The sequence below is a fragment of the Pseudomonas machongensis genome, assembly GCF_034961125.1.
Taxonomy (GTDB): domain Bacteria; phylum Pseudomonadota; class Gammaproteobacteria; order Pseudomonadales; family Pseudomonadaceae; genus Aquipseudomonas; species Aquipseudomonas machongensis.
In genome coordinates, this window is record NZ_JAYFUI010000093.1 from 1 (window position 1) to 25,065 (window position 25,065).

At 64.7% G+C, this 25,065-nt stretch carries 20 protein-coding genes and 1 riboswitch; of the genes, 8 read left to right on the forward strand and 12 right to left on the reverse strand.

Annotation, left to right across the window (positions count from 1 at the left end; all coding sequences use genetic code 11):
- Nucleotides 1-590, forward strand: a 590-nt coding sequence (locus VA602_RS09830) for an MltA domain-containing protein (RefSeq protein ID WP_323453122.1), incomplete at its 5' end; no start/stop codon positions are given.
- 39 nt (nucleotides 591-629) lie between these two features.
- On the opposite strand, the gene VA602_RS09835 is transcribed toward VA602_RS09830, so the two are convergent.
- Together VA602_RS09835 and VA602_RS09840 are read right to left on the reverse strand one after the other, a co-directional pair.
- The gene (locus tag VA602_RS09835) at nucleotides 630-1,016 is read right to left on the reverse strand and encodes an MAPEG family protein (RefSeq protein WP_323453123.1); all 387 of its coding nucleotides are present in this window, start codon (nucleotides 1,014-1,016) and stop codon (nucleotides 630-632) included.
- Nucleotides 1,017-1,040: 24 nt separating this feature from the next.
- A complete protein-coding gene (locus VA602_RS09840) occupies nucleotides 1,041-1,874 on the reverse strand; it encodes a DMT family transporter (RefSeq protein WP_323453124.1) in 834 nt (277 codons plus the stop codon).
- Nucleotides 1,875-2,074: 200 nt separating this feature from the next.
- Between VA602_RS09840 and VA602_RS09845 the strand changes: the two genes are divergently transcribed.
- Complete coding sequence (locus VA602_RS09845; RefSeq protein WP_323453125.1) at nucleotides 2,075-3,310, forward strand: cation:proton antiporter; 1,236 nt, start codon at nucleotides 2,075-2,077, stop codon at nucleotides 3,308-3,310.
- A gap of 58 nt (nucleotides 3,311-3,368) precedes the next feature.
- Here the strand turns inward: VA602_RS09845 and VA602_RS09850 are convergent, their stop codons facing one another.
- Nucleotides 3,369-3,770, reverse strand: a complete 402-nt coding sequence (locus VA602_RS09850) for an acyl-CoA thioesterase (protein ID WP_054894823.1) — start codon at nucleotides 3,768-3,770, stop codon at nucleotides 3,369-3,371.
- 179 nt (nucleotides 3,771-3,949) lie between these two features.
- Nucleotides 3,950-4,045: riboswitch (S-adenosyl-L-homocysteine riboswitch) on the forward strand.
- A gap of 21 nt (nucleotides 4,046-4,066) precedes the next feature.
- Here VA602_RS09850 and ahcY point away from each other — a divergent pair.
- The 4 genes from ahcY (at nucleotide 4,067) to VA602_RS09870 (ending at nucleotide 9,865) form a co-directional block, all read left to right on the forward strand.
- A complete protein-coding gene (gene ahcY / locus VA602_RS09855; protein WP_065863853.1) occupies nucleotides 4,067-5,476 on the forward strand; it encodes an adenosylhomocysteinase in 1,410 nt (469 codons plus the stop codon).
- A gap of 131 nt (nucleotides 5,477-5,607) precedes the next feature.
- A complete protein-coding gene (gene metF / locus VA602_RS09860) occupies nucleotides 5,608-6,453 on the forward strand; it encodes a methylenetetrahydrofolate reductase [NAD(P)H] (RefSeq protein WP_065863854.1) in 846 nt (281 codons plus the stop codon).
- 91 nt (nucleotides 6,454-6,544) lie between these two features.
- Nucleotides 6,545-7,621, forward strand: a complete 1,077-nt coding sequence (locus VA602_RS09865) for a hypothetical protein (protein ID WP_323453126.1) — start codon at nucleotides 6,545-6,547, stop codon at nucleotides 7,619-7,621.
- 339 nt (nucleotides 7,622-7,960) lie between these two features.
- Nucleotides 7,961-9,865 (forward strand): DEAD/DEAH box helicase, encoded by a 1,905-nt coding sequence (locus tag VA602_RS09870; protein ID WP_323453127.1) that lies wholly within the window; start codon nucleotides 7,961-7,963, stop codon nucleotides 9,863-9,865.
- Nucleotides 9,866-9,918: 53 nt separating this feature from the next.
- Here the strand turns inward: VA602_RS09870 and VA602_RS09875 are convergent, their stop codons facing one another.
- The 3 genes from VA602_RS09875 to VA602_RS09885 all read right to left on the reverse strand — a co-directional run bounded on the left by VA602_RS09875 (nucleotide 9,919) and on the right by VA602_RS09885 (nucleotide 13,084).
- The gene (locus VA602_RS09875) at nucleotides 9,919-10,497 is read right to left on the reverse strand and encodes a YceI family protein (protein WP_197892016.1); all 579 of its coding nucleotides are present in this window, start codon (nucleotides 10,495-10,497) and stop codon (nucleotides 9,919-9,921) included.
- A 34-nt stretch (nucleotides 10,498-10,531) separates the two neighbouring features.
- Nucleotides 10,532-11,083, reverse strand: a complete 552-nt coding sequence (locus VA602_RS09880) for a cytochrome b (protein WP_054894829.1) — start codon at nucleotides 11,081-11,083, stop codon at nucleotides 10,532-10,534.
- 216 nt (nucleotides 11,084-11,299) lie between these two features.
- Nucleotides 11,300-13,084 carry a flavin monoamine oxidase family protein gene (locus VA602_RS09885; protein WP_323453128.1) on the reverse strand — a complete coding sequence of 595 codons (1,785 nt, stop codon included), beginning with the start codon at nucleotides 13,082-13,084 and terminating at the stop codon, nucleotides 11,300-11,302.
- A gap of 274 nt (nucleotides 13,085-13,358) precedes the next feature.
- Here VA602_RS09885 and VA602_RS09890 point away from each other — a divergent pair, with 274 nt between their 5' ends.
- Entirely contained in the window at nucleotides 13,359-14,765 is a 1,407-nt protein-coding gene (locus tag VA602_RS09890) for an adenosylmethionine--8-amino-7-oxononanoate transaminase (RefSeq protein ID WP_054894831.1), read from the forward strand.
- Nucleotides 14,766-14,898: 133 nt separating this feature from the next.
- Complete coding sequence (locus VA602_RS09895; protein WP_323453129.1) at nucleotides 14,899-15,618, forward strand: 16S rRNA (uracil(1498)-N(3))-methyltransferase; 720 nt, start codon at nucleotides 14,899-14,901, stop codon at nucleotides 15,616-15,618.
- On the opposite strand, the gene trhA is transcribed toward VA602_RS09895, so the two are convergent.
- The 6 genes from trhA to pilH all read right to left on the reverse strand — a co-directional run bounded on the left by trhA (nucleotide 15,615) and on the right by pilH (nucleotide 25,048).
- Nucleotides 15,615-16,232: a PAQR family membrane homeostasis protein TrhA gene (trhA, locus tag VA602_RS09900; protein WP_323453130.1), complete on the reverse strand. Its 618-nt coding sequence runs from the start codon at nucleotides 16,230-16,232 to the stop codon at nucleotides 15,615-15,617. The genes VA602_RS09895 and trhA overlap by 4 nt on opposite strands.
- 74 nt (nucleotides 16,233-16,306) lie before the next feature.
- On the reverse strand, nucleotides 16,307-16,780 hold the full coding sequence (locus VA602_RS09905) for a chemotaxis protein CheW (protein ID WP_054894834.1): 474 nt from the start codon (nucleotides 16,778-16,780) through the stop codon (nucleotides 16,307-16,309).
- Nucleotides 16,773-22,049, reverse strand: a complete 5,277-nt coding sequence (locus VA602_RS09910) for an Hpt domain-containing protein (protein ID WP_323453131.1) — start codon at nucleotides 22,047-22,049, stop codon at nucleotides 16,773-16,775. Before VA602_RS09910 ends, VA602_RS09905 begins: the two co-directional genes overlap by 8 nt.
- A gap of 10 nt (nucleotides 22,050-22,059) precedes the next feature.
- A complete protein-coding gene (locus tag VA602_RS09915; RefSeq protein ID WP_407682506.1) occupies nucleotides 22,060-24,081 on the reverse strand; it encodes a methyl-accepting chemotaxis protein in 2,022 nt (673 codons plus the stop codon).
- A 50-nt stretch (nucleotides 24,082-24,131) separates the two neighbouring features.
- Complete coding sequence (locus VA602_RS09920; protein WP_323453133.1) at nucleotides 24,132-24,686, reverse strand: chemotaxis protein CheW; 555 nt, start codon at nucleotides 24,684-24,686, stop codon at nucleotides 24,132-24,134.
- The gene (pilH, locus tag VA602_RS09925; protein ID WP_012274551.1) at nucleotides 24,683-25,048 is read right to left on the reverse strand and encodes a twitching motility response regulator PilH; all 366 of its coding nucleotides are present in this window, start codon (nucleotides 25,046-25,048) and stop codon (nucleotides 24,683-24,685) included. The genes VA602_RS09920 and pilH overlap by 4 nt, the downstream gene beginning before the upstream one ends.
- Nucleotides 25,049-25,065: the final 17 nt, after the last annotated feature.

The window sequence follows — 25,065 nt, forward strand, 5'->3', positions numbered from 1 at the left end:
TGGCCTGGCTGACCGACCCGATGGACCTGCAGTTCCTGCAGATCCAGGGCTCCGGTCGCGTGCAACTGGAGAGCGGCCGCCAGCTGCGCCTGGGCTACGCCGACCAGAACGGCCACCCCTACCGACCGATCGGCCGCTGGCTGGTGGACCAGGGCCAGTTGAAGAAAGAAGACGTGACCATGGGCAGCATCCACGCCTGGGCCCAGGCCAACCCACAACGGGTGCCGGAGCTGCTGGCGAGCAACCCGAGCTATGTGTTCTTCGCCGCAGGCCCCGACAGCAACGAGGGCCCGCGCGGCTCGCTCAACGTGCCATTGACCGCGGGCTACAGCGTGGCCATCGACCGCAAGGTGATTCCGCTGGGCAGCCTGCTGTGGCTGTCCACCACCCGGCCGGATGGCTCGCCGGTGGTGCGCCCGGTAGGTGCGCAGGACACCGGCGGCGCGATCACCGGCGAGGTGCGCGCCGACCTGTTCTGGGGGACCGGCCCAGAGGCCGGCGAGCTGGCTGGGAACATGAAGCAGCAGGGGCAGATCTGGATGCTGTGGCCCAAGGGGGCTGCTCTGCCTGAAGTGCCGAAGGTGCCGTGATCGGTGGTTAAGCTATCGCGGGGCAAGCCCGCGATAGCTTCATGCCGATACGACGAACAACGACACGATCAACGCCAATCCGGCGAACCACACCAGCGAGCGCAACGCCGCCCAGTCCGCCAGGTAGCAGATGATGTACAGCAGCCGACTGGTGATATACAGCACCGCCAGCACATCCTGGGTCACCTGCTCGGCGTTGCCGACGATATCCGCCACCAGCACTGCTGCGGCGAAGGCGGGAAACGCCTCGTAGCCGTTCTGCTGCGCCGCATGGGCGCGCCGAGGCAGGCCTGAGAGCGTGTCGAGAAAGGCTCGCGGATCATGATTGTCGCTCAAGCCAAAACGGCCACTGGCGACTTTGGCAATCAATGCGCACAACGGCGGCAGGACCAGGGTGATCAGGATGCACCACAGGGCAACGGTCATGGACAGGCTCCTCGTTCAGAAAGGTCAGAGCTTCATCACCAGCATGCCTGCCAGGACCAGCCCGCAAGCTAGGAGTCTCGGGCCGCCAAAAGGTTCTTTGAGATAGCGCATGCCCAGCAGCACCACCAGGATCACACTGACCTCCCGCAGCGCCGCCGCCTCCGCCACCGACCCCAGATGCATGGCCCACAACACCAGGGCATAACTCAGCAATACACACAGCCCGACCGCCAACCCGAGTCGCCATTGGCTGCGCCAGAACAGCACGAAGGGTGCACGTCGGGCCAGGCCCGCCAGCACCGGGAACGGCCAGGCACTCAGCAGAGTGAGCCAGACCAGGTAGTCCCACGGTTTACCCCACAGGCGCACCGCCTGGCCGTCGAACCAGGTGTAACAGCCGATGCACAGGCCGATCAGCGCCACCACCGGCAGCATCGACCAGGGCAGCCGATCACCGCCACCGCCCTGCCAGAGCAGACAAGCCATGCCGCAGGGGATCAGCAGGATGCCAATGATCTGCTGGCCGCTCAGCGACTCACCGGCGAAAGCCAGGGTCAGCCCCAGCACCACCAGCGGCGACAATCCACGCATCAGAGGATAGACCAAGCCCAGGTCACCGACCCGGTAGGCCTTGATCAGCAGGACACGATAGACCTGCTCGGCCAGCGCCGAGGCCAGCAGCCACGGCCAGATCGCGGCCGGAGGGGGCTCGACGAACGCCACCGCGAGCACCGCGAAGACCAGGGCCACCGCGTCCATGCTGGCGATCACCAGCAGGCGTTCTGCGCTGAACTTGATGAGGGTGTTCCAGGTGGCATGCAGCAGGGCGGCGATCAGGACGAGGGAAGTTGCCAGCACGCGGAAGGTTCCTTGAACAAGACTCGCGTCACTATATACGCGATCCGGGCAGCGCCTGTAGGCGCCGCTTCAGCCGTGAATTGAGGAACGATCCTGATAATTCCGGTCATAAGGTGTGTCCCGAGTGCTCCGTCAGGCCATCAAAGAACTGCCCGAGCTGTTCGGGTTACGACTTGGAAGCCATTGTCACAGGATTCAGGATGCTTGAATTAGTTGCCGCGTTCATCTGCCTCACCACCCTCCTCACCTATGTGAACTACCGTTTCATCGGCCTGCCGCCCGCCATCGGCGTGATGGTCACCGCCCTGCTGTTCTCACTGATCCTGCAAGGCCTGAGCCTGATCGGCTTTCCCGGCCTGGAGGAACGCGTCGAAGGCTTGATGAACCAGATCGACTTCAATGACCTGCTGATGCACTGGATGCTGTCGTTCCTGCTGTTCGCGGGCGCGTTGCACGTCAACCTCGGCGACCTGCGCAGCTACCGCTGGCCAATCGGCCTGCTCGCCACCATCGGCGTTCTGATCGCCACCGTGGTAATCGGCTATCTCGCCCACTGGGTGTTCGCGATGTTCGGCTGGGACGTACCGCTGATCTATTGCCTGCTCTTCGGCGCGCTGATCTCGCCGACCGACCCCATCGCGGTGCTCGGTGCACTGCGTACCGCCAACGCCTCCAAACCGCTGAAGACCACCATCGTCGGTGAGTCGCTGTTCAACGACGGCACCGCGGTGGTGGTGTTCACCGTGCTGCTGGGCATCATCCAGCTCGGCGAGACGCCAAGCGTTTCCGACACCGCCATCCTGTTCGCCCGCGAAGCCGTAGGCGGCGTGGTGTTCGGTGGACTGATCGGCTACGCCACCTACCGCATGATCAAGAGCATCGAGCAGTATCAGGTCGAGGTGATGCTGACCTTGGCGCTGGTGATCGGCGGCTCGGCCATGTGCTACGAACTGCACGTGTCGGCGCCGATCGCCATGGTGGTAGCCGGCCTGATCATCGGCAACCTGGGGCGTAACCTGGCGATGAACGACATGACCCGTCGTTACATGGACGGTTTCTGGGAGCTGATCGACGACATGCTCAACGCCCTGCTCTTCGCCCTGATCGGCCTGGAGCTGTTGCTGCTGCCGTTCAACTGGCTGCACCTGGCAGCGGGTGGCGTGCTGGCGGTCGCGGTGCTGGCATCGCGCCTGTTGACCGTGGCACCAGCCATCGTCTTGCTGCGGCGCTGGCGCGAAGTGCCACGTGGCACGGTGCGGGTATTGACCTGGGGAGGCTTGCGCGGGGGTGTATCGGTGGCCCTGGCGCTGTCGCTGCCGGTGGGTGACGAACGCGACCTGTTGCTGTCGATCACCTACATCGTGGTGCTGTCGTCGATCCTGGTGCAGGGGCTGACAATCGGCAAGGCGGTGCGCCGGGTAAGCGCCCAGCCGTGATGACGATGGCGCGCACTTCGCGGGCAAGCTCGCGAAGTGCGCCGCACGGTTTCCAGCTCTACTCCACCGCCGAATCCGGGAACTGATCCTGGATGTACTTGATCTCGGTGCGCCCGTGCGGTGCAGGCAGGCCATCCTCGCCCAGGTTGACGAAGACCATCTTGTCGACGGTGAGGATGCTCTTGCGGGTGATCTTGTTGCGCACTTCGCACTGCAGGGTGATCGAGGTGCGGCCGAACTCGGTGGCGGTGATACCCAGCTCGATGATCTCGCCCTGGCGCGAGGCGCTGACGAAGTTGATCTCGGAAATATACTTGGTCACCACCCGCTGGTTGCCCAACTGGACGATGGCGTAGATCGCCGCTTCCTCGTCGATCCAGCGCAACAGGCTGCCACCGAACAGGGTGCCGTTGGGATTGAGGTCTTCGGGTTTTACCCATTTGCGCGTGTGGAAATTCATTACAACTCCTGACGTGCCTGACTGACGTGGGGTAATGATGGCAGACCCGCCGGTCAGCCTCCATTGAACATCGACTATCGTCGCGATAAATCGACAGAAAGTCTTGGGTGTGTCACACGGGCGCGGCTATAATCTCGCCGTTTTCCAATGGCCACCCGCTGCGGTGGTCATCCCGCCACCTGTCCGAGGGGCGCTGCAGCAGGTTCACCTGTCAGGCTCGGATGGGGCGTTGTCCGCTGCTGCGGACGCTCAACGCACAACGGCGCCCATTCGCACACTACGAATGGAGGCTCTTCATGAGCGCTGTAAACACGCCCGCTGGTTTTTCCGACTTCAAGGTCGCCGACATCTCCCTGGCCGACTGGGGCCGCAAGGAAGTCATCATCGCCGAATCGGAAATGCCCGCACTGATGGGCCTGCGCCGCAAGTATCAAGCCGAGCAACCGCTCAAGGGCGCCAAGATCATCGGCTGCATCCACATGACCATCCAGACCGCCGTGCTGATCGAGACCCTCATCGCTCTGGGCGCCGAAGTGCGCTGGTCGTCCTGCAACATCTTCTCCACCCAGGACCAGGCTGCTGCCGCCATCGCCGCTGCCGGTATCCCGGTGTTCGCCTGGAAAGGCGAAACCGAGCAGGAGTACGAGTGGTGCATCGAGCAGACCATCCTGAAAGATGGCCAGCCCTGGGACGCCAACATGGTTCTGGACGACGGCGGTGACCTGACCGAAATCCTGCACAAGAAATACCCGGCCATGCTGGACAAGATCCACGGCGTGACCGAAGAGACCACCACTGGCGTGCACCGCCTGCTGGACATGCTGGCCAAAGGCGAGCTGAAAGTCCCGGCGATCAACGTCAACGACTCGGTCACCAAGAGCAAGAACGACAACAAGTACGGCTGCCGTCACAGCCTGAACGACGCCATCAAGCGCGGCACCGACCACCTGCTGTCGGGCAAGCAGGCCCTGGTGATCGGCTACGGCGACGTGGGCAAGGGCTCGGCCCAGTCCCTGCGTCAGGAAGGCATGATCGTCAAGGTCACCGAAGTCGACCCGATCTGCGCCATGCAGGCCTGCATGGACGGCTTCGAAGTGGTCTCGCCGTTCAAGGACGGTATCAACACCGGTACCGAAGCTGGCATCAACAAGGACCTGCTGGGCCGCATCGACCTGATCGTCACCACCACCGGTAACGTCAACGTCTGCGACGCCAACATGCTCAAGGCCCTGAAAAAGCGCGCAGTGGTCTGCAACATCGGTCACTTCGACAACGAGATCGACACCGCCTTCATGCGCAAGAACTGGGCATGGGAAGAGGTCAAGCCACAGGTGCACAAGATCCACCGCACCGGCGCCGGCACCTTCGATCCGCAGAATGACGACTACCTGATCCTGCTGGCCGAAGGCCGTCTGGTGAACCTGGGCAACGCCACCGGCCACCCGAGCCGCATCATGGACGGCTCGTTCGCCAACCAGGTACTGGCGCAGATCTTCCTGTTCGAGCAGAAGTTCGCCGAGCTGCCAGCTGCGAAGAAGGCCGAGCGCCTGACCGTCGAAGTGCTGCCCAAGAAGCTCGACGAAGAAGTGGCCCTGGAAATGGTCCGCGGCTTCGGCGGTGTAGTCACCCAGCTGACCCCACAGCAGGCCGAGTACATCGGCGTGACTGTCGAAGGCCCGTTCAAGCCCGACGCGTACCGCTACTAAGCGGCGAGCGGCGCGCACTGCGCGCCGCAGCAGCGCAAGGATCTGAACGACGCCCAAGCCAGATCGGCCATCACCGATCTGGCTTTTATTTGCAGCTTGGCGCTTGAAGCACGCTGCCAGAGGAACGACCGATGTCCCAGGAACGCCGCTACAGTTTCGAGTTCTTCCCGACCAAGACCGATGCCGGTCACGAAAAACTCATGGCCGTTGCCCGTCAACTGGCCACCTATAACCCCGACTTCTTCTCCTGCACCTACGGCGCCGGCGGCTCGACTCGCGACCGCACGCTGAACACCGTGCTGCAACTGGAAAACGAAGTGAAGGTCCCGGCAGCCCCGCACCTGTCGTGCGTCGGCGACAGCAAGGACGACCTGCGCGCCCTGATCGCCGAATACAAGGCGGCCGGGATCAAGCGCATCGTCGCCCTGCGCGGTGACCTGCCATCCGGCATGGGCATGGCCAGTGGCGAATTGCGCCATGCCAGCGACCTGGTCGAGTTCATCCGCCAGGAAACCGGTGACCACTTCCACCTGGAAGTTGCCGCCTACCCCGAAATGCACCCGCAGGCGCACAACTTCGAGGACGACCTGGCCAACTTCGTGCACAAGGTCAAGGCCGGTGCCGACAGCGCCATCACCCAGTACTTCTTCAACGCCGACAGCTACTTCTACTTCGTCGAGCGCGTACAGAAGCTGGGCGTGGATATTCCGGTAGTGCCCGGCATCATGCCGATCACCAACTACAGCAAGCTGGCGCGCTTCTCCGACGCCTGTGGTGCCGAGATTCCGCGCTGGATCCGCAAGCAGTTGGAAGCCTACGGCGACGATGCCGCCAGCATCCAGGCATTCGGTGAAGAAGTGATCAGCAAGATGTGCGAAGAGCTGCTGCAAGGCGGTGCGCCGGGGCTGCACTTCTATACCCTGAACCAGGCCGAGCCGAGCCTGGCGATCTGGAACAATCTCAAGCTGCCACGCTGAAACCTTTTGGTAACAATAGCTTAAGCAATGATTAAGGCTCCGAACGTAGACTGGAGCCTTGATCATTCAAGCTGATGCCAGGTTTCCCTCGATGCAGCCGTGCAACCGTGACACCCCGCAACTCGTCTATCTCGCCTTCGGCCCGGCTACCTATCACCAGGAAGCGTGCTTCAGCATCGTCAGCGCCCTGGCCAACCTGCGCAAGACGCCAGGTGAAGCCATGGACATCCAGGTCTACACCGACAACCCCGAACCCTACGCCAAGCTGCCCGTCACCGTGCACCTGCTCGATGAGCACACGCGTACAACCTGGAACCAGCCGCACGGGTATCACTTTCGCAGCAAGCATGTGCTGCTGCGCCAGGTCCTCGAACAGCACCCGCTGGCAGTGCTGATCGATACCGATACCTTTTTCCGCCAATCGCCCATAGAGCTGTTCCGCCGGGTAAAGCCCGGCAGCCTGCTGTGCAATGCCATTGGCGGTCGCTACGGCGAAAACCAGAAGTGCCTGCTGTACAAGAACCTGCTCACGCTCCTGCAACAGCGTGCCCTGGCCGACTGCCAGATGCCGCTGGTCAACTCCGGCGTCATGGGCCTGACTGCACAGGATGCAACGATCCTGGACCACTCCATCGCACTGATGGACGAGCTTTATCCCCTGGCGCGCGAGGCCTATACGCTCGAGGAGTTCTGCCTGGCGGTCGCCGCCTACCGCAAGCTTCAACTGGCCACCTGCACCGACGTCATCCATCACTATTGGAGCCGCAAGGCCCAGTTCCGTGCCAAGATCCAGGCGTGGTTGCGCAAGCACGGCGACGATCCATTCGGCGAGGCCGCGATGGCCGACATCACGCTGGTCAACGATCAACTGCCTCGCCCCCCCGCCCTGCACCGCCTCGGCTACAAGGCCATGAGCCTCACGCTACCCAGTCGTCACCGCCAGTTCGCCCGTGAACTGCTCTACGGCTGCTACCCCTACGACAACGAATTCGACCGCGCCTGCGCCACGGCGTGGTGGGACAAGGCCCTGGAAAACTTCAATCAGCGCCAGGGCGGCATGAGCCCCGAGCAACTGCGCGAATGCTTGCGCCAACCCGGCCTTCGTCTGTCGCTGGGCACGCGTCACAAAGATATCGAACGGCATCTGATCGACGCACGGCAAGCCTGAGCACAGTCCTGCTGGCCATCCCGGAGCGCGCCTGTACTGCCCTGCATGCGCGCAATGCAAACTTCGCCGAACATTTTCTCGACGCCGTTGAGCAGCAGGATCGCAGCACATCGCGATAGCTCTGTTATACTCGGGCCTTCCCGCCCGGCTCACGCCCGGACGCTCGGCCTCGCAAAAGGCATCTCGACCAGCAGCGACGCACCCCCAAGTGCCCGCCCGCCGCCTCCAGGATGCGCAGTGTAAGCCCAGCTGGACCGGACGCGATCGCATCCCACCGATGCCCGTCGCGCCAGGCAGAACATCCCACAGGGCCCAGCCCACACGAGAACAGGATTGCCCATGTCCTTTGCTTCCCTCGGTCTCTCCGAGGCACTTGTCCGCGCTATCGAGGCTGCGGGCTACACCCAGCCTACCCCGGTGCAACAGCGGGCCATTCCCGCCGTGTTGCAAGGCCGCGACCTGATGGTCGCCGCGCAGACTGGCACTGGTAAAACCGGTGGCTTCGCCCTGCCGATCCTCGAGCGCCTGTTCCCAGGTGGTCACCCCGACAAATCGCAGCGTCACGGCCCGCGCCAACCGCGCGTCCTGGTCCTGACCCCGACCCGCGAACTGGCCGCACAGGTCCACGACAGCTTCAAGATCTATGCCCGCGACCTGAACTTCATCAGCGCCTGCATCTTCGGCGGCGTCGGCATGAACCCACAGATCCAGGCGATGGCCAAGGGTGTCGACGTTCTGGTCGCCTGCCCAGGCCGTCTGCTCGACCTGGCCGGCCAAGGCAGCGTCGACCTGTCCAAGGTGGAAATTCTCGTTCTGGACGAAGCCGACCGCATGCTCGACATGGGCTTCATCCATGACGTGAAGAAAGTCCTCGCACGCCTGCCGGCCAAGCGCCAGAACCTGCTGTTCTCGGCGACCTTCTCCAAGGACATCACCGACCTCGCCGACAAGTTGCTGCACAACCCCGAGCGCATCGAGGTCACGCCGCCCAATACCACCGTCGAGCGTATCGAGCAGCGCGTCTACCGCCTGCCTGCCAGCCACAAGCGCGCGCTGCTGGCCCACCTGATCACCCTCGGCGCCTGGGAACAGGTGCTGGTCTTCACCCGTACCAAGCACGGCGCCAACCGCCTTGCCGAGTACCTCGAAAAGCACGGTCTGACCGCTGCCGCGATCCACGGCAACAAGAGCCAGAATGCGCGCACCAAGGCCCTGGCCGACTTCAAGGCCAACAGCGTGCGAGTGCTGGTCGCCACTGACATCGCCGCCCGCGGCCTGGATATCGACCAGTTGCCGCACGTGGTCAACTTCGAACTGCCCAATGTCGAGGAAGACTACGTTCACCGCATCGGTCGTACTGGCCGTGCTGGCCGCTCCGGTGAAGCCATTTCGCTGGTGGCACCTGACGAAGAGAAACTGCTCAAGAGCATCGAGCGGGTGACCAAGCAGAGGATCCCGGATGGCGACCTGATGGGCTTCGATGCCTCGCAGGTCGAGGCCGAGAAACCCGAGGTGCGCGAGCGCCAGCAGAACAACGGCCGCGGCGGGCGCAACCAGCAGCAACGTGCCGAAGGCAGCAAGGAAGGCAGCGGCGGGCGCAAGGACAAGGGCAAGGACAAAGGCAAGACCAAGCAACAGGCCGCCGACAAGCCTGCCGACAAGGGCACTGCAGGCGAAAAGCCGCAGCAGAAGAAGCAGGAGCCACGCAAGCAGCGCGACAACAGGAAGCCGCGTCAGCAGCAGGCCGGCCAGGCCCAAGGCAATGCCCCCAAAGTACCCGCCGATCGCGACCCGGAAGAGTTCCTGGACGACGATATCGACAACTTCGGCAACCGCGCCGACTACGTCAGCCCTTACCAGAACGGCAAGAACCAGGGCCGCAACCGTCGCCCGGGCGGCAACGGCGGCCAGGCCCAAGGCCAGGGGCAGCGTTCGGGTTCGGGCCAGCCTCGCAACAACAACGGTAGCGGCGGCCAGCGCCAGGGCGGCCAGGGTTCTGGCGAGAAGCGCCCCCGCAACAACAATGGTGGTGGTGCACGCCGCGATGGCAACCCGAGCCGTGCGCGCCGGGACGACAGCAACCGCCAGGAACCTGCCGTGCGCAATCCGCGCGAGTCGCAGAGCACGCCTGTGATCATCCGCAAGGAATCCAAGCTCGACCGTTACCCGACGCCCGAGCAACTGGATGACCTGCCGAGCCGCCCACGTGGCGAGCGTCCGGCGCTGTTGACCCGCAAGGGCTGACAGAAACGACAAGGGGCCGCATAGCGGCCCCTTGTCGTTTCAGATGACGCGAATCACTTCTGCTTCACGCCTTCCAGGCTGATGTCCAGATCCAGGGTCTGGGAAGTCGGGCCTGGGCCCTTGATGCCAAAGTCGTTCAGGTTCAGCGTGGTCTTGGCGTTGAAGCCAGCGCGCTCGCCACCCCACGGGTCCTTGCCCTCGCCATTGAACACGGCCTTGAAGGTGACCGGCTTGGTCACGCCATGCAGGGTCAGGTCGCCGGTCACGTCGGCAGTCTTGTCACCGGTGGACTTGACGGCGGTGGAGACGAACTTGGCTTCCGGATACTTCTTCACATCCAGGAAGTCGGCGCTGGCGATGTGCTTGTCACGCTCGGCATGGTTGGACCACAGGCTGGCAGTCTTCAGGTCGACGCTGATCTTGCTGGCTTCAGGCTTGGCGCTGTCCCAGGAGAACGAGCCGTCGAAGTCCTTGAATGTGCCGTGGATGAAGCTGTAGCCCAGGTGGCTGATCTTCCAGTCGACGAAAGCGTGCTGGCCTTCCTTGTCGATCTTGTAGTCAGCTGCCATGGCCTGACCAGCGCCAATCAGAGCGGTACCGAGCGCCAGGGCGGCAAAAGTCTTTTTCAACATCCTTACTTCCTTCCTTTGCAATTGAGGTTGAGAGTCAAGCTTTGCGGCCCAGCATACGAGCCAGGGTCGCGTCACGGTCAATGAAATGGTGTTTCAAGGCTGCCAGGGCATGCAGGATGGCGAAAATCACCAGCCCCCAGGCCAGGTACAGGTGAATCACACCGGCAGTGTCCGCCTGATCGGGCAGGTTGCTGACCAGTGCCGGTACTTCGAACAGACCGAAGACCGGAATGCCGACACCGTCGGCGGTGGAGATCAGGTAGCCGGCGGCCATGACCGCGAACAACCCCAGATACAGCGCCAGGTGCCCCAGCTTGGCGGCCAAGCGGGTGAGTGACCCGTGGCTGGCCGGAGCCGGTGGAGGTGGGCTGATCAAACGCCAGAGTACCCGCAGCAGCATGACAGCCAGCAATACCAGGCCAATGCTCTTGTGCAGGTCAGGCCCGGCTTTGCGCCAAGGATCGTAGTAGTCGAGACCGACCATCCACAGGCCCAGCCCGAACAACCCGAATACGACAAGAGCTACGCCCCAGTGCAGGAAGATGCTGACCGCACCATAGCGAGAAGCAGAATTGCGCAGTTGCATGTTGGCGTATTCCCCGTGAAAGCTGTGCACAAGATAACGCGATAAGTATCGAAATAAAGCGGAAAAGTCCGCTTCTTATAATCGAAAAAATCGATAGCTTATTTTGAATTCATCTAATTAAGAAAACATTAACAGTAGGCGAACGCGGGGGACTTGCCAGGGCAGGCAACAGCGCGGGCACATCGCGGCAATGCCACGAGTGCCCGCAATGACCAATCAGTTGGCCTTGGCCTGAGTGTCGGTCGAGGATTTCTTCTTGACGGGCTCGGCTTTTGCGGCGGCCTTCTTCACCGGCTCCGTCTTGCTGGCCTGCTTGGCCGGCGGCTTGTGCGCTGGTGCGTGCTTGGCAGGTGCAGCCTTGGCGGGTTGAGCCTTGACCGGTTCTTCCTTGGCCACAGGCGCAATGGCCGGCGCCGCTGGTGCGGCTGCAGGTGCAGGAGCTGGCGGCGCGGGTGTCGGCTCGGCGGCCTTGGTCACCGGCTCGGTCTTGGCCACCGGTTTGTCGTCGCCACCGAACAGACGGGAGAAGAAGCCAGGCTTGTTGTCCTTGGCGGCTGCCGCGCCGACTGCCGCAGCGCCGGCAGCAGCAGCGACCGGCGCCGCCTTGACCACTGGATCGAAGGATTTGCCAGCGGCCAGGTCCTCGACCTGGCCCGCGGCACGCTGGCCACTGCGCAGCGCGCCTTCCAGGGTGCCCGGGTAAAGTGCATCGGTGTGTTCGCCAGCAAAGGCGACACGTTGCACCGGGCGCTCCCACAGACGCCAGTACTTGCTGATCTGCCCCGGCCCGTAGGCCAGGTAGGCGCCGCCGGTGCCGGCGTCGGTGCTGTAGCGCTTGACCTCGTAACCGGTAAAGGCGCCACGAGCCTGAGGGTAGAAGGCATGCAGGCGAATCAGCACCTGGTCGACCATCTGCTTGTCACCGAAGGCCTGCAGCAGGCGGGCGTTGTCGCCGGACAGGTTGATCACCACATTGGCACCGCCCTTGAGCGCCGGTTCGATCCACAGCATGCCCAGGCCTGCGTTGCTGAAGATCTCGCCCGACATACGCGAGCGGCTCTCCCAGACCGGGTTCTTGAACTTGAGCAGCAACTGGTCGCGCCAGCCGTAGTTGGTGCCTTTGAGTGCCGCCAGATGCTGGTTGTCCAGTCCCGGCGTCATCTGGATCTTGGCCAGCGCGCGCAGCGGCACGGCAAGGACCAGATAGTCAGCCTGGTAGCCCACGGCCCCCACCTTGACGGTGACGCCGTCCTTGTCCTGGACGATGGCGGTGACCGGCGAGCTGGTCTTGATGGTCTTGAGTTGCTTGACGAAGGCCTGTGCCAGTACCGGGCTGCCGCCGGGCAGGCGTGCGGCGCGCAGGTCACGATCGCCAACCCCACGATAGACCCGGCTCTGCTGGGCGAAATAGAGCAACGACAGGCGCGAGGGCTCGTCATAGCGGGTACGGATCTGCTGGTTGATCAACTGACGGGCGGTCGCCGGCAGTTGCAGCTTGTCCAGCCAGGTGGAGACGTTGATCTGATCGAGGGCGAACAACGTGCTGTTGGCAGCCGGGTTCAGCGGATCATCGATCGAACGGGCCAGGTCATCGAGGGTCTTCTCGTAGCGCTTGATCGCCTCGGCGGTCGCGGGCTGCTTGGTGGCGAGGTCGGCCGCGCTGAAGTACTCGCCGTCGATCAGGTAGCCTGGGGTACGCACGAACTCGGGCGCAGGCAAGGTTTCCAGCTTGAATCGGTCCAGGTACTGATTGAGTACCGGCTGCGCCTTGTTGTTGCCGATCCACTCGCTGGTCGCCAGCCCCGAACGGCCCCCCATGCCGCCCTTGGCTTCGAGCAGGGTCACCTGCCAGCCCTTGGACTGCAGCTCGTAGGCTGCCGTCAGGCCGGCCAGGCCACCACCGACGACAATGGCCGTGGGGGTCTTGTCCTTCGCCAGCGCACCAGCGCTGGATGCACCAATCAATACCAACGCGCACAGGCGCACCCAAGCAGCAGCCATGTCGGCGAACTCCGGATCAGAAGCGAAATGTAAGTGGGGAGGATCTCCCCAGGAGAGAAGCGCTAAGAATACGTCAGGTCCCAGGAGCCTGCCAGCACAGCGCTATCAAGTGCTTCGAATGGTTCAGGTTTCTGTGGTGGGTCCTTCGCGGCGGTTCGGCGTCCCGACAAGCCCACTCCCACACAAGCCTGCACAAAATCCAAGGTTGTTCCTGGGGGTGCCTTTGCTTAGGCTTACGCCGTCCTACTTGCCACCCCAGCCAGGAGATCCGCCCATGGGCCTGAATCAACAGTGGATGCAGCGCGACCTCAAGGTCCTGTGGCACCCCTGCACCCAGATGAAAGACCACGAGAGCCTGCCGCTGATCCCGATCCGCCGCGGCGAGGGTGTCTGGCTCGAGGACTTCGAGGGCAAGCGCTATCTGGACGCGGTCAGCTCCTGGTGGGTCAACGTCTTCGGCCATGCCAATCCGCGCATCAACCAGCGCATCAAGGATCAGGTCGACCAGCTCGAACACGTCATCCTTGCAGGCTTCAGCCATCAGCCGGTGATCGAGCTGTCCGAGCGCCTGGTGGCCATGACTCCGGCCGGGCTGGATCGAGTGTTCTACGCCGACAACGGCTCGTCATGCATCGAAGTGGCGCTGAAGATGAGCTTCCACTACTGGCAGAACAAGGGCCAAGGCGCCAAGAAGCGCTTCGTTACCCTGACCAACAGCTACCACGGCGAAACCATCGCCGCGATGTCGGTCGGCGATGTGCCACTGTTCACCGAAACCTACAAGGCCCTGCTGCTCGACACCATCAAGGTGCCCAGCCCCGATTGCTACCTGCGCCCTGAAGGCATGGGTTGGGAGGAACATTCGCGCAACATGTTCGCAGCCATGGAGCAGACCCTGGCCGAACACCACGCCACGATCGCCGCGGTCATCGTCGAGCCGCTGATCCAGGGCGCTGGCGGCATGCGCATGTATCATCCGGTTTACCTCAAGCTGCTGCGCGAAGCCTGCGACCGTTACGGTGTGCATCTGATCCATGACGAAATCGCCGTCGGCTTCGGCCGCACCGGCACGATGTTCGCCTGCGAGCAGGCCGGTATCCGCCCAGACTTCCTCTGCCTGTCCAAGGCCCTGACCGGTGGCTACCTGCCACTAGCCGCCTGCCTGACCACCGATGACGTGTACCAGGCCTTCTACGACGACTACCCGACCCTGCGCGCCTTCCTTCATTCGCACAGCTACACCGGCAACCCACTGGCCTGCGCCGCGGCGCTGGCGACCCTGGACATCTTCGAGCAGGACCAGGTGATCGACGCCAACAAAGCGCTGTCGGCGCGCATGGCCAGCGCCACCGCGCACCTGGTCGATCACCCGAACGTGGCCGAAGTGCGCCAGACCGGCATGGCCCTGGCCATCGAAATGGTCAAGGACAAGGCCGGCAAGGTCGCCTATCCGTGGCAGGAACGCCGCGGCCTGAAGGTCTTCGAGCATGCCCTGACCCGCGGCGCGCTGTTGCGTCCACTGGGCAGCGTGGTGTATTTCCTGCCGCCCTACGTGATCACCCCGGAGCAGATCGACTTCCTGGCCGAAGTGGCCAGCGAAGGCATCGATATCGCCACCCGTGACAGTGTCAGCGTGGCGGTGCCTGCCGATTTCCATCCTGACTTCCGCGATCCGGGCTAGGCCGGAAAACTCCCCGCCTAACTCTGTAGGAGCGGGCTTGCCCGCGAATGCGTCAGTGAATTTCATCACCGCATTCGCGGGCAAGCCCGCTCCCACAGAGGATGATGTCCACACCCCTATTCCGAGCCGAACCATGAGACTGTCCCGTTTCTTCATCGACGCCCCCCTCGCCCTCGGCGAACACGACCTCCCCGAAGCCCAGGCCCACTACATCGGCCGCGTGCTGCGCATGAGCGCCGGCGCCGCCGTGCAACTGTTCGACGGCAGTGGCCAGGAATACCTCGGCCAGTTGCTCGACGTGGGCAAGAAATCCGTGCGGGTCAGCCTCGACCAGGCCCTGCCCGGCCAGCCCGACTCGCCGCTGCACATCCACCTCGGCCAGGGGCTGTCCCGTGGCGAGCGCATGGACTGGGCGATCCAGAAAGCCACCGAGCTGGGCGTCAGCGAAATCACCCCGATCGTCAGCGAGCGCTGCGAAGTGCGCCTGAAGGACGAGCGCGCCGACAAGCGCCTGGCTCACTGGCGCCAGGTGGCGATCAGCGCCTGCGAACAATGCGGGCGCTCTACGCTGCCAGTGATCCACCCGCCGGTGACCCTGGCCGAATGGCTGAAAGACAGCGAGGCCGATCTCAAGCTGGTCCTGCACCCGGTGGCCGAGCCGCTGACCAGCCATGACAAACCGACACGCCTGGCCTTCCTGATCGGACCTGAGGGAGGCTTGAGCGATGCTGAAGTCGATCAGGCCAAGGGCGTCGGCTTCCATGCCGCCCGCCTCGGCCCTCGCGTACTGCGCACCGAGACGGCGCCGGTGGTGGCGCTATCGGTGGCGCAGCAGCTGTGGGGCGACTTTTAAAGCACGAAGAAGTACACCGCGACAAAATGCATCAGGCTGCCAGCGATGACGAACAGGTGCCAGATGCCGTGCCAGTGGCGAAAGCGGCTGTCGAAGGCGAAAAAGATAATGCCCACGGTGTACAGCACGCCGCCGGCCGCCAGCCAGGCAAAGCCGGCGCCACCGAGGCTGTAGAGCAGTGGCTTGACCGCCACCAGCACGATCCAGCCCATCACCGCGTAGATGATGATCGACAAGACCCGCGCCTCGGAGCGCGGCTTGATCTCCTGCAGCATGCCGATCACCGCCAGGCCCCAGACGATGCCGAACAGGCTCCAGCCCCACGGCCCGCGCAGGCTGACCAAGCAGAACGGTGTATAGCTGCCGGCGATGAGCAGGTAGATCGACAGGTGATCGAGCTTGCGCATGACCACCTTCGCCCGGCCGCGCGTGCTGTGATAGAGCGTGGATATGCTGTAGAGCAACAGCAGTGTGAAGCCGTAGATGGAGAAGCTGACGATCTTCCAGGGGTCGCCCTGCAAGCCCGCGACGACGATCAGCCAGATGGCACCGATACAGGCCAGGACGGCACCGACCAGGTGGGTCCAGGCGTTGAAGCGTTCACCGTAGTACATGCAGGCTCAGACCTCCCCAAGGTCAATGGGTTCCTGGCGGGCAGTGGCGCGACAGGGCCCGCACGAGCACCATCCTACTGCGCCGAAGGTTGCAGATCCGCGTCACGCACCAGCCGCTCCAGCGCCGCCAGGTCCGGCACCCGCGCCACCTGTTCACCCACCTGCACCGCCGCCAGCTCCAGCGCCCCCAGCGGCACATCCACATAGTTCAACTGGCTGTCGAGCTTGCACGAGCGCGGGATCCCCTGCAGCAGCAGCGCCAGGTAGCGCAGCCCGGTATCGCCCAAGGCGTTGAGCACGACGATCCGCGCCCGCTCGCCACAGGGCGTTTCACCGCCACAGGCGGCCTCGAAGCCTATCAGCGGCAGACACTGCTGGCGCCAGTCGATCCAGCCCATGTGCCAGGCCGGCTCATGCAGTTCGCAGACGAACGCACGCTCGCCGATCAGCTCGGCCACCGCAACGTTGGGCAGCACCAGGGTACGGTCGCCCAGGGGCAGCAACAGCCCGGTGAGGCTGCTGCGCTGACCGGCGATATGTTCAAGCATGAGGCTGGCTCCAGTGGGCGATGCTCTGCAACAGGAGCGACTCCTGGTAAGGCTTGCCGAGGTATTCGTTGACGCCGATGGCCATGGCCCGGTCGCGGTGTTTCTGCCCGGTACGCGAGGTGATCATGATGATCGGCAAGTCGTGCAGGCGGTTGTCACGCCGCACCCGCGTCGCCACTTCGAAGCCGTCCATGCGCGGCATCTCGATGTCCAGCAGCAGCACGTCAGGGCGGTGCTCCTCCAGCAGGGCCATCGCATCGACCCCGTCCTTGGCGGTCAACACGCTCATGCCGTGACGTTCCAGCAGGCGGCTGGTGACCTTGCGCACGGTGACCGAATCATCGACCACCATCACCAGCAACGGACGCCGCGCCGCCGGGCCGAACAGCTGGCGCCGCTCGCCGTCACCCACCGGCAACCGCGCCAGGCGCCGCTGCTGGCCGCGCAGCTGACCAAGCAGGTCGAGAATCAGCACCACCCGCCCATCACCGAGCAAGGTCGCACCAGACAAGCCCGGCACCGCAGCGAATTGTGGCCCCAGGCTTTTCACCACGATTTCGCGGCTCGGTGACAGGCCATCGGCCTGGATCGCGAACGACTGCTCCTGGGCATGCACCAGTAGCACCGGCAAGGGCAGGCTTTGCCCCAGCAGGCGCGGACGGCCGACATCCTGCAACAGCTCGCCCAGGTAGCGCAGGTCGTAGGCGTGCCCTGCATAGCGATAGCGCGGCGGATCCAGCTGGTAGCAGGCCTCGAGCTCGGCGGGCGGCACGCGGACGATGCCCTCGATGGTGTTGAGCGGGATGGCGTACTGCTCCTCGCCCAGGTGCACCATCAGCGCCCGGTTCAGCGATACCGTGAACGGCAAGCGGATCTGGAAGCGTGCCCCCTTGCCTGGGCTGGACTCGATGCTCATCGAGCCGCCCAACTGCTTGACCTCTTCATGGACCACATCCATGCCCAGCCCGCGCCCGGAAATCTGGGTGATCTTCTCGGCCGTGGAGAAGCCCGGACGCAGGATGAACTGCAAGATCTCGTGATCGCTGAGCTGCGCCTGCGGCGCCAGCAAGCCGCGCTTGATGGCCTTCTTGCGAACCGCCTCCAGCGGCACCCCGGCGCCGTCGTCGCTCATCTCGATGACGATGTCGGCGCCCTCGTGGAGCAGGTTGAGGTGGATGGTGCCCTGCTCCGGCTTGCCTGCCGCCAGGCGCACCTCGCGCGGCTCGAGGCCATGGTCGACGGCATTGCGCAGCATGTGCTCCAGGGGCGCGACCATGCGCTCGAGCACGCTGCGGTCCAGCTCGCCCTCGGCATTGCCGACCACCAGTTCGACCTGTTTGCCCAGCTCGCTCGCCACCTGCCGCACCACGCGCTGCAGGCGCGGCACCAGGCGCTCGAAAGGCACCATCAGGGTGGCGGTCAGGCCTTCCTGCAACTGACTGTTGACCCGCGCCTGCTGCTGCAGCAGGCCATGCGCCTCCTGGGCCCGCAGGGTCAGGGTTTCCTTGAGGTCGAGCAAGTCGGAAGCCGATTCGAACAAGGCCCGCGACAGCTGCTGCAACTGCGAATGGCGGTCCATTTCCAGCGGGTCGAAATCGTCGTAGGCGTCGCCCTCGGCCTGCCAGCGGCTGGACATGCGGCCCTGGGTTTCGTTGTCCAGGCGCAGCAACTGGTCGCGCATGCGCTCCAGGGTGGTTTCCATTTCGCTCAAGGCGAACTGTGCATCGTTGACCTGCTGCTCGATACGACCACGAATGATCGCGTGCTCGCTGGCCAGGTTGCCCAGGTCGTCGAGCAGTTCGGCATCGACCTTGACCATGTCCCCCGGCGCTCGCTCGGGTGCAGCGCTCGGCACATCGAGCGGCGCGGCCTCCACCGGCGGCTGGCCGGCGGCGCTGTCGGTCAGCGCCGCACTGGAAAAGTTGCGAATGTAGTCGATCAGCGCCGTTGCCGCGTGCAGCGGCTGCCCCAGACGTACGGCGTCGAGCATGTGCGCAAGGCGGTCGTGGCAGTTCTGCAGCAGGCTGAACAGCGCGGGCGTCGGCGGCAGGCGGCCAGCAGCGAGCAGTTCGTAGAGAAACTCCAGCTCATGGGCCAGGTCGCCGATGGCGGCGATTTCCACCATGCGCGCGCCGCCCTTGAGGGTGTGCAGGTCGCGCAGCAGGTTTTCCACCTCGACACTGCTGCGCGGGTCGGCCTGCCAGCGCGCCAACGCAGCCGCAGCGCTTTCGACGATGTCCGAGCTTTCTTCGAGGAAGACTTCCAGCAGCTCCTTGTCGCCAGGTGTTTCTGCCACCTCCGGCTCGCTGACCGGCGCATGGCGGAACTCACGCAACTCGCCGAGCAGTGCCACCGCTGAAGACGGCAGCTCGCCCTGACGCAGGCTGTCGAGCATCTGGCCCAGCGCCGCATGGCTGCGCTGCAGCAGCTCGAACAGCGCACCGCTGGCGGCCAACCGCCGATCGACCAGCCCTTCGTAGAGCAACGCCAGCTCCTGGGCGAGCACTTCGATGGCGCCAATCGCGGCCATCTGCGCACCGCCGCGCAAGGTCTGCACATCGTGCTGCAACGCGGACACCGCCGAGCTGGCTTCCGGCTCCTGTCGCCAGCGCTGCAAAGCCTGATCGGCGCTGTCGAGGATGTCGCCGGCCTCGTCGAGGAACAACTGCACCACTGCCGGCTCCGGCAGGTCCATGGCCGTGGCCAGCGGGGTCACGCCCTGCTCGCCCACCCGCCCGGTTGCCGCCGGGTCGAGCGCCCCGTCCAGCAACGCACGCAAGCCATCCAGGCACTCGCTGCGCGGGGTGACCTCCTGCCCGGCAGCAATCTCATCGAGCATGTCGATCAGGGCTTCGTGGGCCTGCCGCGCCTGGGCGAAGAAATGCCCGTTGGCGACCAGGCTGCCCTCCTCAACCGCCCCATACAGATCGAGCAGCGCTTCGCAGAGCTCATCCACCTGCCAGAAATCGGCCAGGTGCGCACCATGGGCCAGGGTCGTCAGCTCATCAAGCAGCGTGTCCAGCTCCTGGCGTTCGCGCGGATGCTCCTGCCAACGCGACAACAGCGACTCGGCATCGAGCAGGATATCCATGCCCTGAGCCAGGAAGCTGGCGATCAGTTGTGGATCACGACGGTTGCGGCGGGTGTGCGGCGCTGCGTCCTGCAGCACCGCCAGGCGTGCATCCACCGCTTCGCCGACCTGCTCGATCAGTTGCGCAGCGCCAGGAATCGGTGCCAACGGTGTGCGCTCAAGCTGGGCCAGGCCCAGCTGGAACAGGCTGCGCGACGCTTCCAGCCATTCGATATCCGCCACTTCCAACGGCAGTTGGTGCGCCTTGTATTCACGCGCCAGGCGGTCGAAGGCGGTGGCAAGCTCCGCGATCGGCATCACCCCGGCCATGGCCGCGCTGCCCTTGAGGGTATGCAGCGCGCGTTGCAGGCTGTCGCTGACCGGGGTGTCCTGGCCTTTGGCAGCCATGAGGAAACTGTCGAGGCTGGCCAGATGGCCCTGGGCCTCGTTGCGAAAGATCTCCAGCAGTTGCGGATCGAGCCCGTCACTGTCGCTGGCAGACGCGGTGTCGTTGACCGCCAGGGCGTGCAGATGGCTGCTGAGCTGCTCGACATCGGCCAGCCGGGGTATCTGACCCACCGCAAAGTCGGCGAGCAGGTCAGGCAGGTGCACAAAGGCCTGTTGCAGCGCCACGGCGCCCTCGCCGCTGAGCACGATGCGTCCTTCCAGCACACGGTTGAGCAGATGCTCGGCGCCCCAGGCCAGCTCGGCCACGGCGCCTGCGTGCACCATCCGCCCGCTGCCCTTGAGCGTATGCAAGGCACGGCGCAGTTCGATTAGCGCGTCGCGTTGCTGGTTGTCGGCACGCCAGCGCAACCATTGGCGTTCGATCTCCGGCAGCAGTTCAGCGGTTTCCTCCAGGAACACTTCGCGCAGCTCATCGTCGATGCCGTCATCGGCACGCTGCGGCTCAGCCATGACCGGCGCTTGGCTGCAGCGCAGGCCAAGGGCGGCCAGACTGGCGCAGGCCATGTCGAGAAAACGCTGGGCATCGGCCAGCGGGTCGGCGACACGCCATTGCAGGTAGCACTCCACCGCACTCAGGGCCTCGGCCAGGTGGGCCAGCTCCTGCTCCGGTGGCTCCTGCTCAAGATGCGACAACCAGCCTTGCACATAATCGGCCGACACCCCGAACACCTCGGAGGCGGTCGGCAGCATCAGCATCGCCAACGCGCCACGCACCTGCTGCAGCAGGCCCGGCAGGGGCTGCAGACGCTGGCGAGGCCAACCGGATTCCAGACAGTCGCCGATCAGGTCCTTGGCCTGCTGCAACACCGAGAGCGACTCCTCGAACACCCGCTGGCGGATCTCGGTCACGTCCGAGCCGGGCATACCGCCTTCCAGGCCCTCGGCAAGGCCGCCGACCATGCCGTTGAGCGTCGCCTCCACGTACAACAGTGCACCGGCCACATCCATCAGCACCGCATCGTCCACGGCACGTTCGCCCTGGGCCAGGGCCTGCAAGGCGAGCACCTGGTCGATGATGACCCGGCGCGGCTGCTGGAAGCCCAGCACTGCGAGGGTATCGGCAACATGGCGCAGCGGCGCGATCAGCACATCGAGTGGGTCGCGCTGCTCGTTATCCCCCCGTACGAAGGGGTCGAGCCGCTCCTTGATCCGCACCAAGTCGTCGCACAGGGCAGTGATCACCGAGCGCAGGGCATCGCGGCCTTGGCCGGCCTGCAACTGGTCGCGCCAGTTGCCCAGCGACAGGTCGAGGTTGGCCAGATCGTTGGCCCCCGCCAGGCGCTGCGCCGCCTCTCCCATCAGGCTGTCCTGGGCCAGCGGCTCGGCGCCGCGGCACAGGCGCAACTGGTTGAGCAACGGCAGCACCACCAACGGCAGGTCGTGGCGAGCCCCCCGCAGGCGCTCGAGGTAGGGCGGCAATTGCTCAAGGCCGCGGAACAGCGCACCCAGGCAATCGCCACGCGGGCTGACCTGGCCCTCGAAGAGGGCGCGCCCGAGCAACTCCAGCTCCTCGGCCAGGCGCGCCGCGCCATTGAGCTCGAGCATCGTCAGGCACCCTTGCACCTGATGCAGGTTGTCGACGAAGAACCCCAGCAAGGCGGGGTCGCCCGGCTCGCTGGAAAAACGCTCCAGCGCCTGGCGCGCCTGGCCCAGGCAATCGGCGATGGCCGCCTTGGTCCAGCTCAGGGCGACCGTGTCGTGACGCTCGGGGCTCATTGCCGTAACGGCCATAGACCTCTCCTCAGCGCCGCTCGGCCGGGGCCGGCAAGGTGAAACCAGACACCGAACGGCGCATCTCGCTGGCCATTCTCGCCAGGTGACGGATGCTGTCGGCGGTAGCGCCGGAACCGGCGGAGGTCTGCGCAGTGATCTGCTGGATCACCGCCATGGTGTGGGAAATCTGCCCGGCCGAGGACGTCTGCAATTGCGCCGCGTCGGAAATACTGTGGATCAGCTCGGCCAGGTTCTGCGAAACGCCCTCGATTTCAGCGAGGGCCACGCCTGCGTCCTGGGCAAGACGCGCACCACGCACCACTTCGGCGGTGGTCTGCTCCATGGAGATCACCGCTTCGTTGGTATCGGCCTGGATGGTTCGCACCAGCGCTTCGATCTGTCGGGTGGCCGACGACGAACGCTCAGCCAGGCGCTGCACTTCGTCAGCGACCACAGCGAAGCCGCGCCCGGCTTCACCCGCGAGCGAAGCCTGGATCGCCGCATTGAGGGCCAGGATATTGGTTTGTTCGGCAATGTCGTCGATCAGGCTGACGATGTCGCCGATTTCCTGAGAAGACTCCCCCAGACGCTTGATGCGCTTGGCGGTGTCCTGGATCTGTTCGCGGATGTTGTCCATGCCATGGATGGTGTTGTGCACCACCTCGTTACCCTTGTTGGCGATGGCCACCGAACGCTCGGCGACCTTGGCCGACTCGTAGGCGTGGGCGGAAACCCGGTCGATCGACTCGACCATGTCGCCCACCGCCAGCGACGCCTCGCTGATCTGGTCGGCCTGGTGTTCCGAGGCCTTGGCCAGCTGGCGTGCGGTGTTCTGGGTGTCCTGCACCGCAGCGGCGACCTGCTCGGCGCTGTGGTTGATGGTCGCCACCAGGTCGCGCAACTGGTCCACCGAGAAGTTGATCGAGTCGGCAATGGCGCCGGTGAAGTCTTCGGTGACCGACACCGTCACCGTCAGGTCGCCATCGGCCAGCTCTTCGATTTCATCGAGCAGGCGCATGATCGCCTGCTGGTTGCGCTCGTTCTTCTCCGCCGTGTCGCGTAGTTGGCGGTTGGTGGCGCGGACCATCACCAGGCCGATGAGGATGATCGAGGCCAGCGCCAGCAGGCCGAGCACGTAGCCGCCGACGGTGTCGAGGGTGCGCCCGGCGAGGTTCTCGAAACCGTTGGCCAGGTGCGAGGCTTCGTCGAGCAGAGTCTGCGACAGGCTGAAGATGTTGCTCGCGGCCTCGCGCACCCGCAGCAGCTCCGGTGAAGTCTCAAGAATTTCGTCGACCGAGCCGGAAACGAACTGGAACAGCTCGGCGATCTCGGCCAGGCGCGCACGCGCGTCCGGGTCTTCGACACGGGTCACCTGGATCGCCGGATTGCCACCGAGCATGCCCTCGAGCACCTGGCCGAAGCGGCTGGCATCACGGCCGAAGGTGTCGGCGGCCTGCACCGAGGTATCGTCACCGGCCAGCACGGTATTGACCGAACCGAGAATCCGCTCGGCCAGCAGCAACTGGCGCTGGGCCACGGCCACCTGGCTGGCCGGTGCATCGCTCTGCAGCAGGATTTCCACGACCTTTTCATACTCGACCTGCAACTGTGGCACGGTTTCGGCCAGGGTCGCCGCCACCTGGTGCAAGGACAGCACGGTCTGCTCGCTGGCCAGGATGGTGTCGGTGTTGCGCCGCAGGTTTTCCCAGTCCTGGCGCACCGCGTCCATCTCGTCGCGCACCGTGGCCGGTGCTGGCGGCAGGCCGGTGGCCTTGTCACCCTCGCGCAGGTATTTCCAGCGGCGCTCGAAATCGTTGCGTGCATCGGACAGCAGCCGGAACGCCAGGGCCTTGCCCGCCGCCGCCTCGGTGGCGTTCTTGGCGATGCGCTGGGACAGCACGCGCAACTCGCCGGCATGGCCGATGTACTGCTTGTCGTGGTTGGACTGGGTGTTGAGGTAGGCGAAGTTGGCGAACAGCAGCACGATCGACAGGATCAGCACCACGAACAGCACAGTGATCTGCGCAGTGCTGCGCGGGCGCTGGGCCACGGCTTCGGGAACGACGGTTGGAGCGGGCTTGTTCACTGTCGCAGGGTCCTCTACAACGCCACATCGAGAAAGCCTGGCGCCTGGGCCAGGGCGAAGGGGCTGAAGATCGCCCAGTTGCGCTCACGCTGGAAATGCCCCTGGACGAAACGCGCCGCGGCGCGGATCAGTGGCTGCGGGGGCGACAGCTCCAGGCTGCTCAGGTCGAAATGCTGCAAGCCGACCACTTCATCCACCAACAGGCCGACGAACAGGTCGTCATGGTCCAGCACCAGCACGCGGCGCTGCTTGCCCGAGGCCGCCGGCCCAAGGCCGAAGAACGCCGACAGGTCCATCACCGGCAGCAGGCGACCGCGCAGGTTGGCGACGCCGCGCACCCAAGGCTGCACCCCGGGCACCCGGCTGCTGCGCGGCTCGCGCAACACTTCAGCCACCTCACCCATGGGGGCGACGAACCACTGCCCGGCGATGCGAAAGCCGATACCGCTCCACTGCTGCAGGCGCGTGTCCTGCAGCGGCTGGTCGGCCACCAGCAGGCGGCAGCGGCGGTCGATGTCCAACAACAGCTCGAAGGCGGTCAGCGACGCACCCTGGGGGCGTGTGGTCAAGCGCCCAGCACCTCTTTGAGCTTGGCGATCAGCGCGTCCTCTTCCACCGGCTTGGTCAGGAAATCGCGAGCGCCCTGGCGCGTGGCCCAGATGCGGTCGGTTTCCTGGTCCTTGGTGGTGACCACGATCACCGGGATGGCGCTGGTTTCAGGGTCCTTGCTGAGCTGGCGGGTGGCCTGGAAGCCGTTCATGCCGGGCATGACGATGTCCATCAGCACCGCATCCGGCTTGTCCTGGCGGGCCAGGGCCACGCCATCGGCACCGTTGCTGGCCTTGAGCACCTGGTAGCCATGCTTCTCGAGCCATTCGGTCAATCTGTACATCTCTGTCGGCGAGTCGTCGACAATCAGCACTCGGGCCATACGGTTTCCCCATCAGG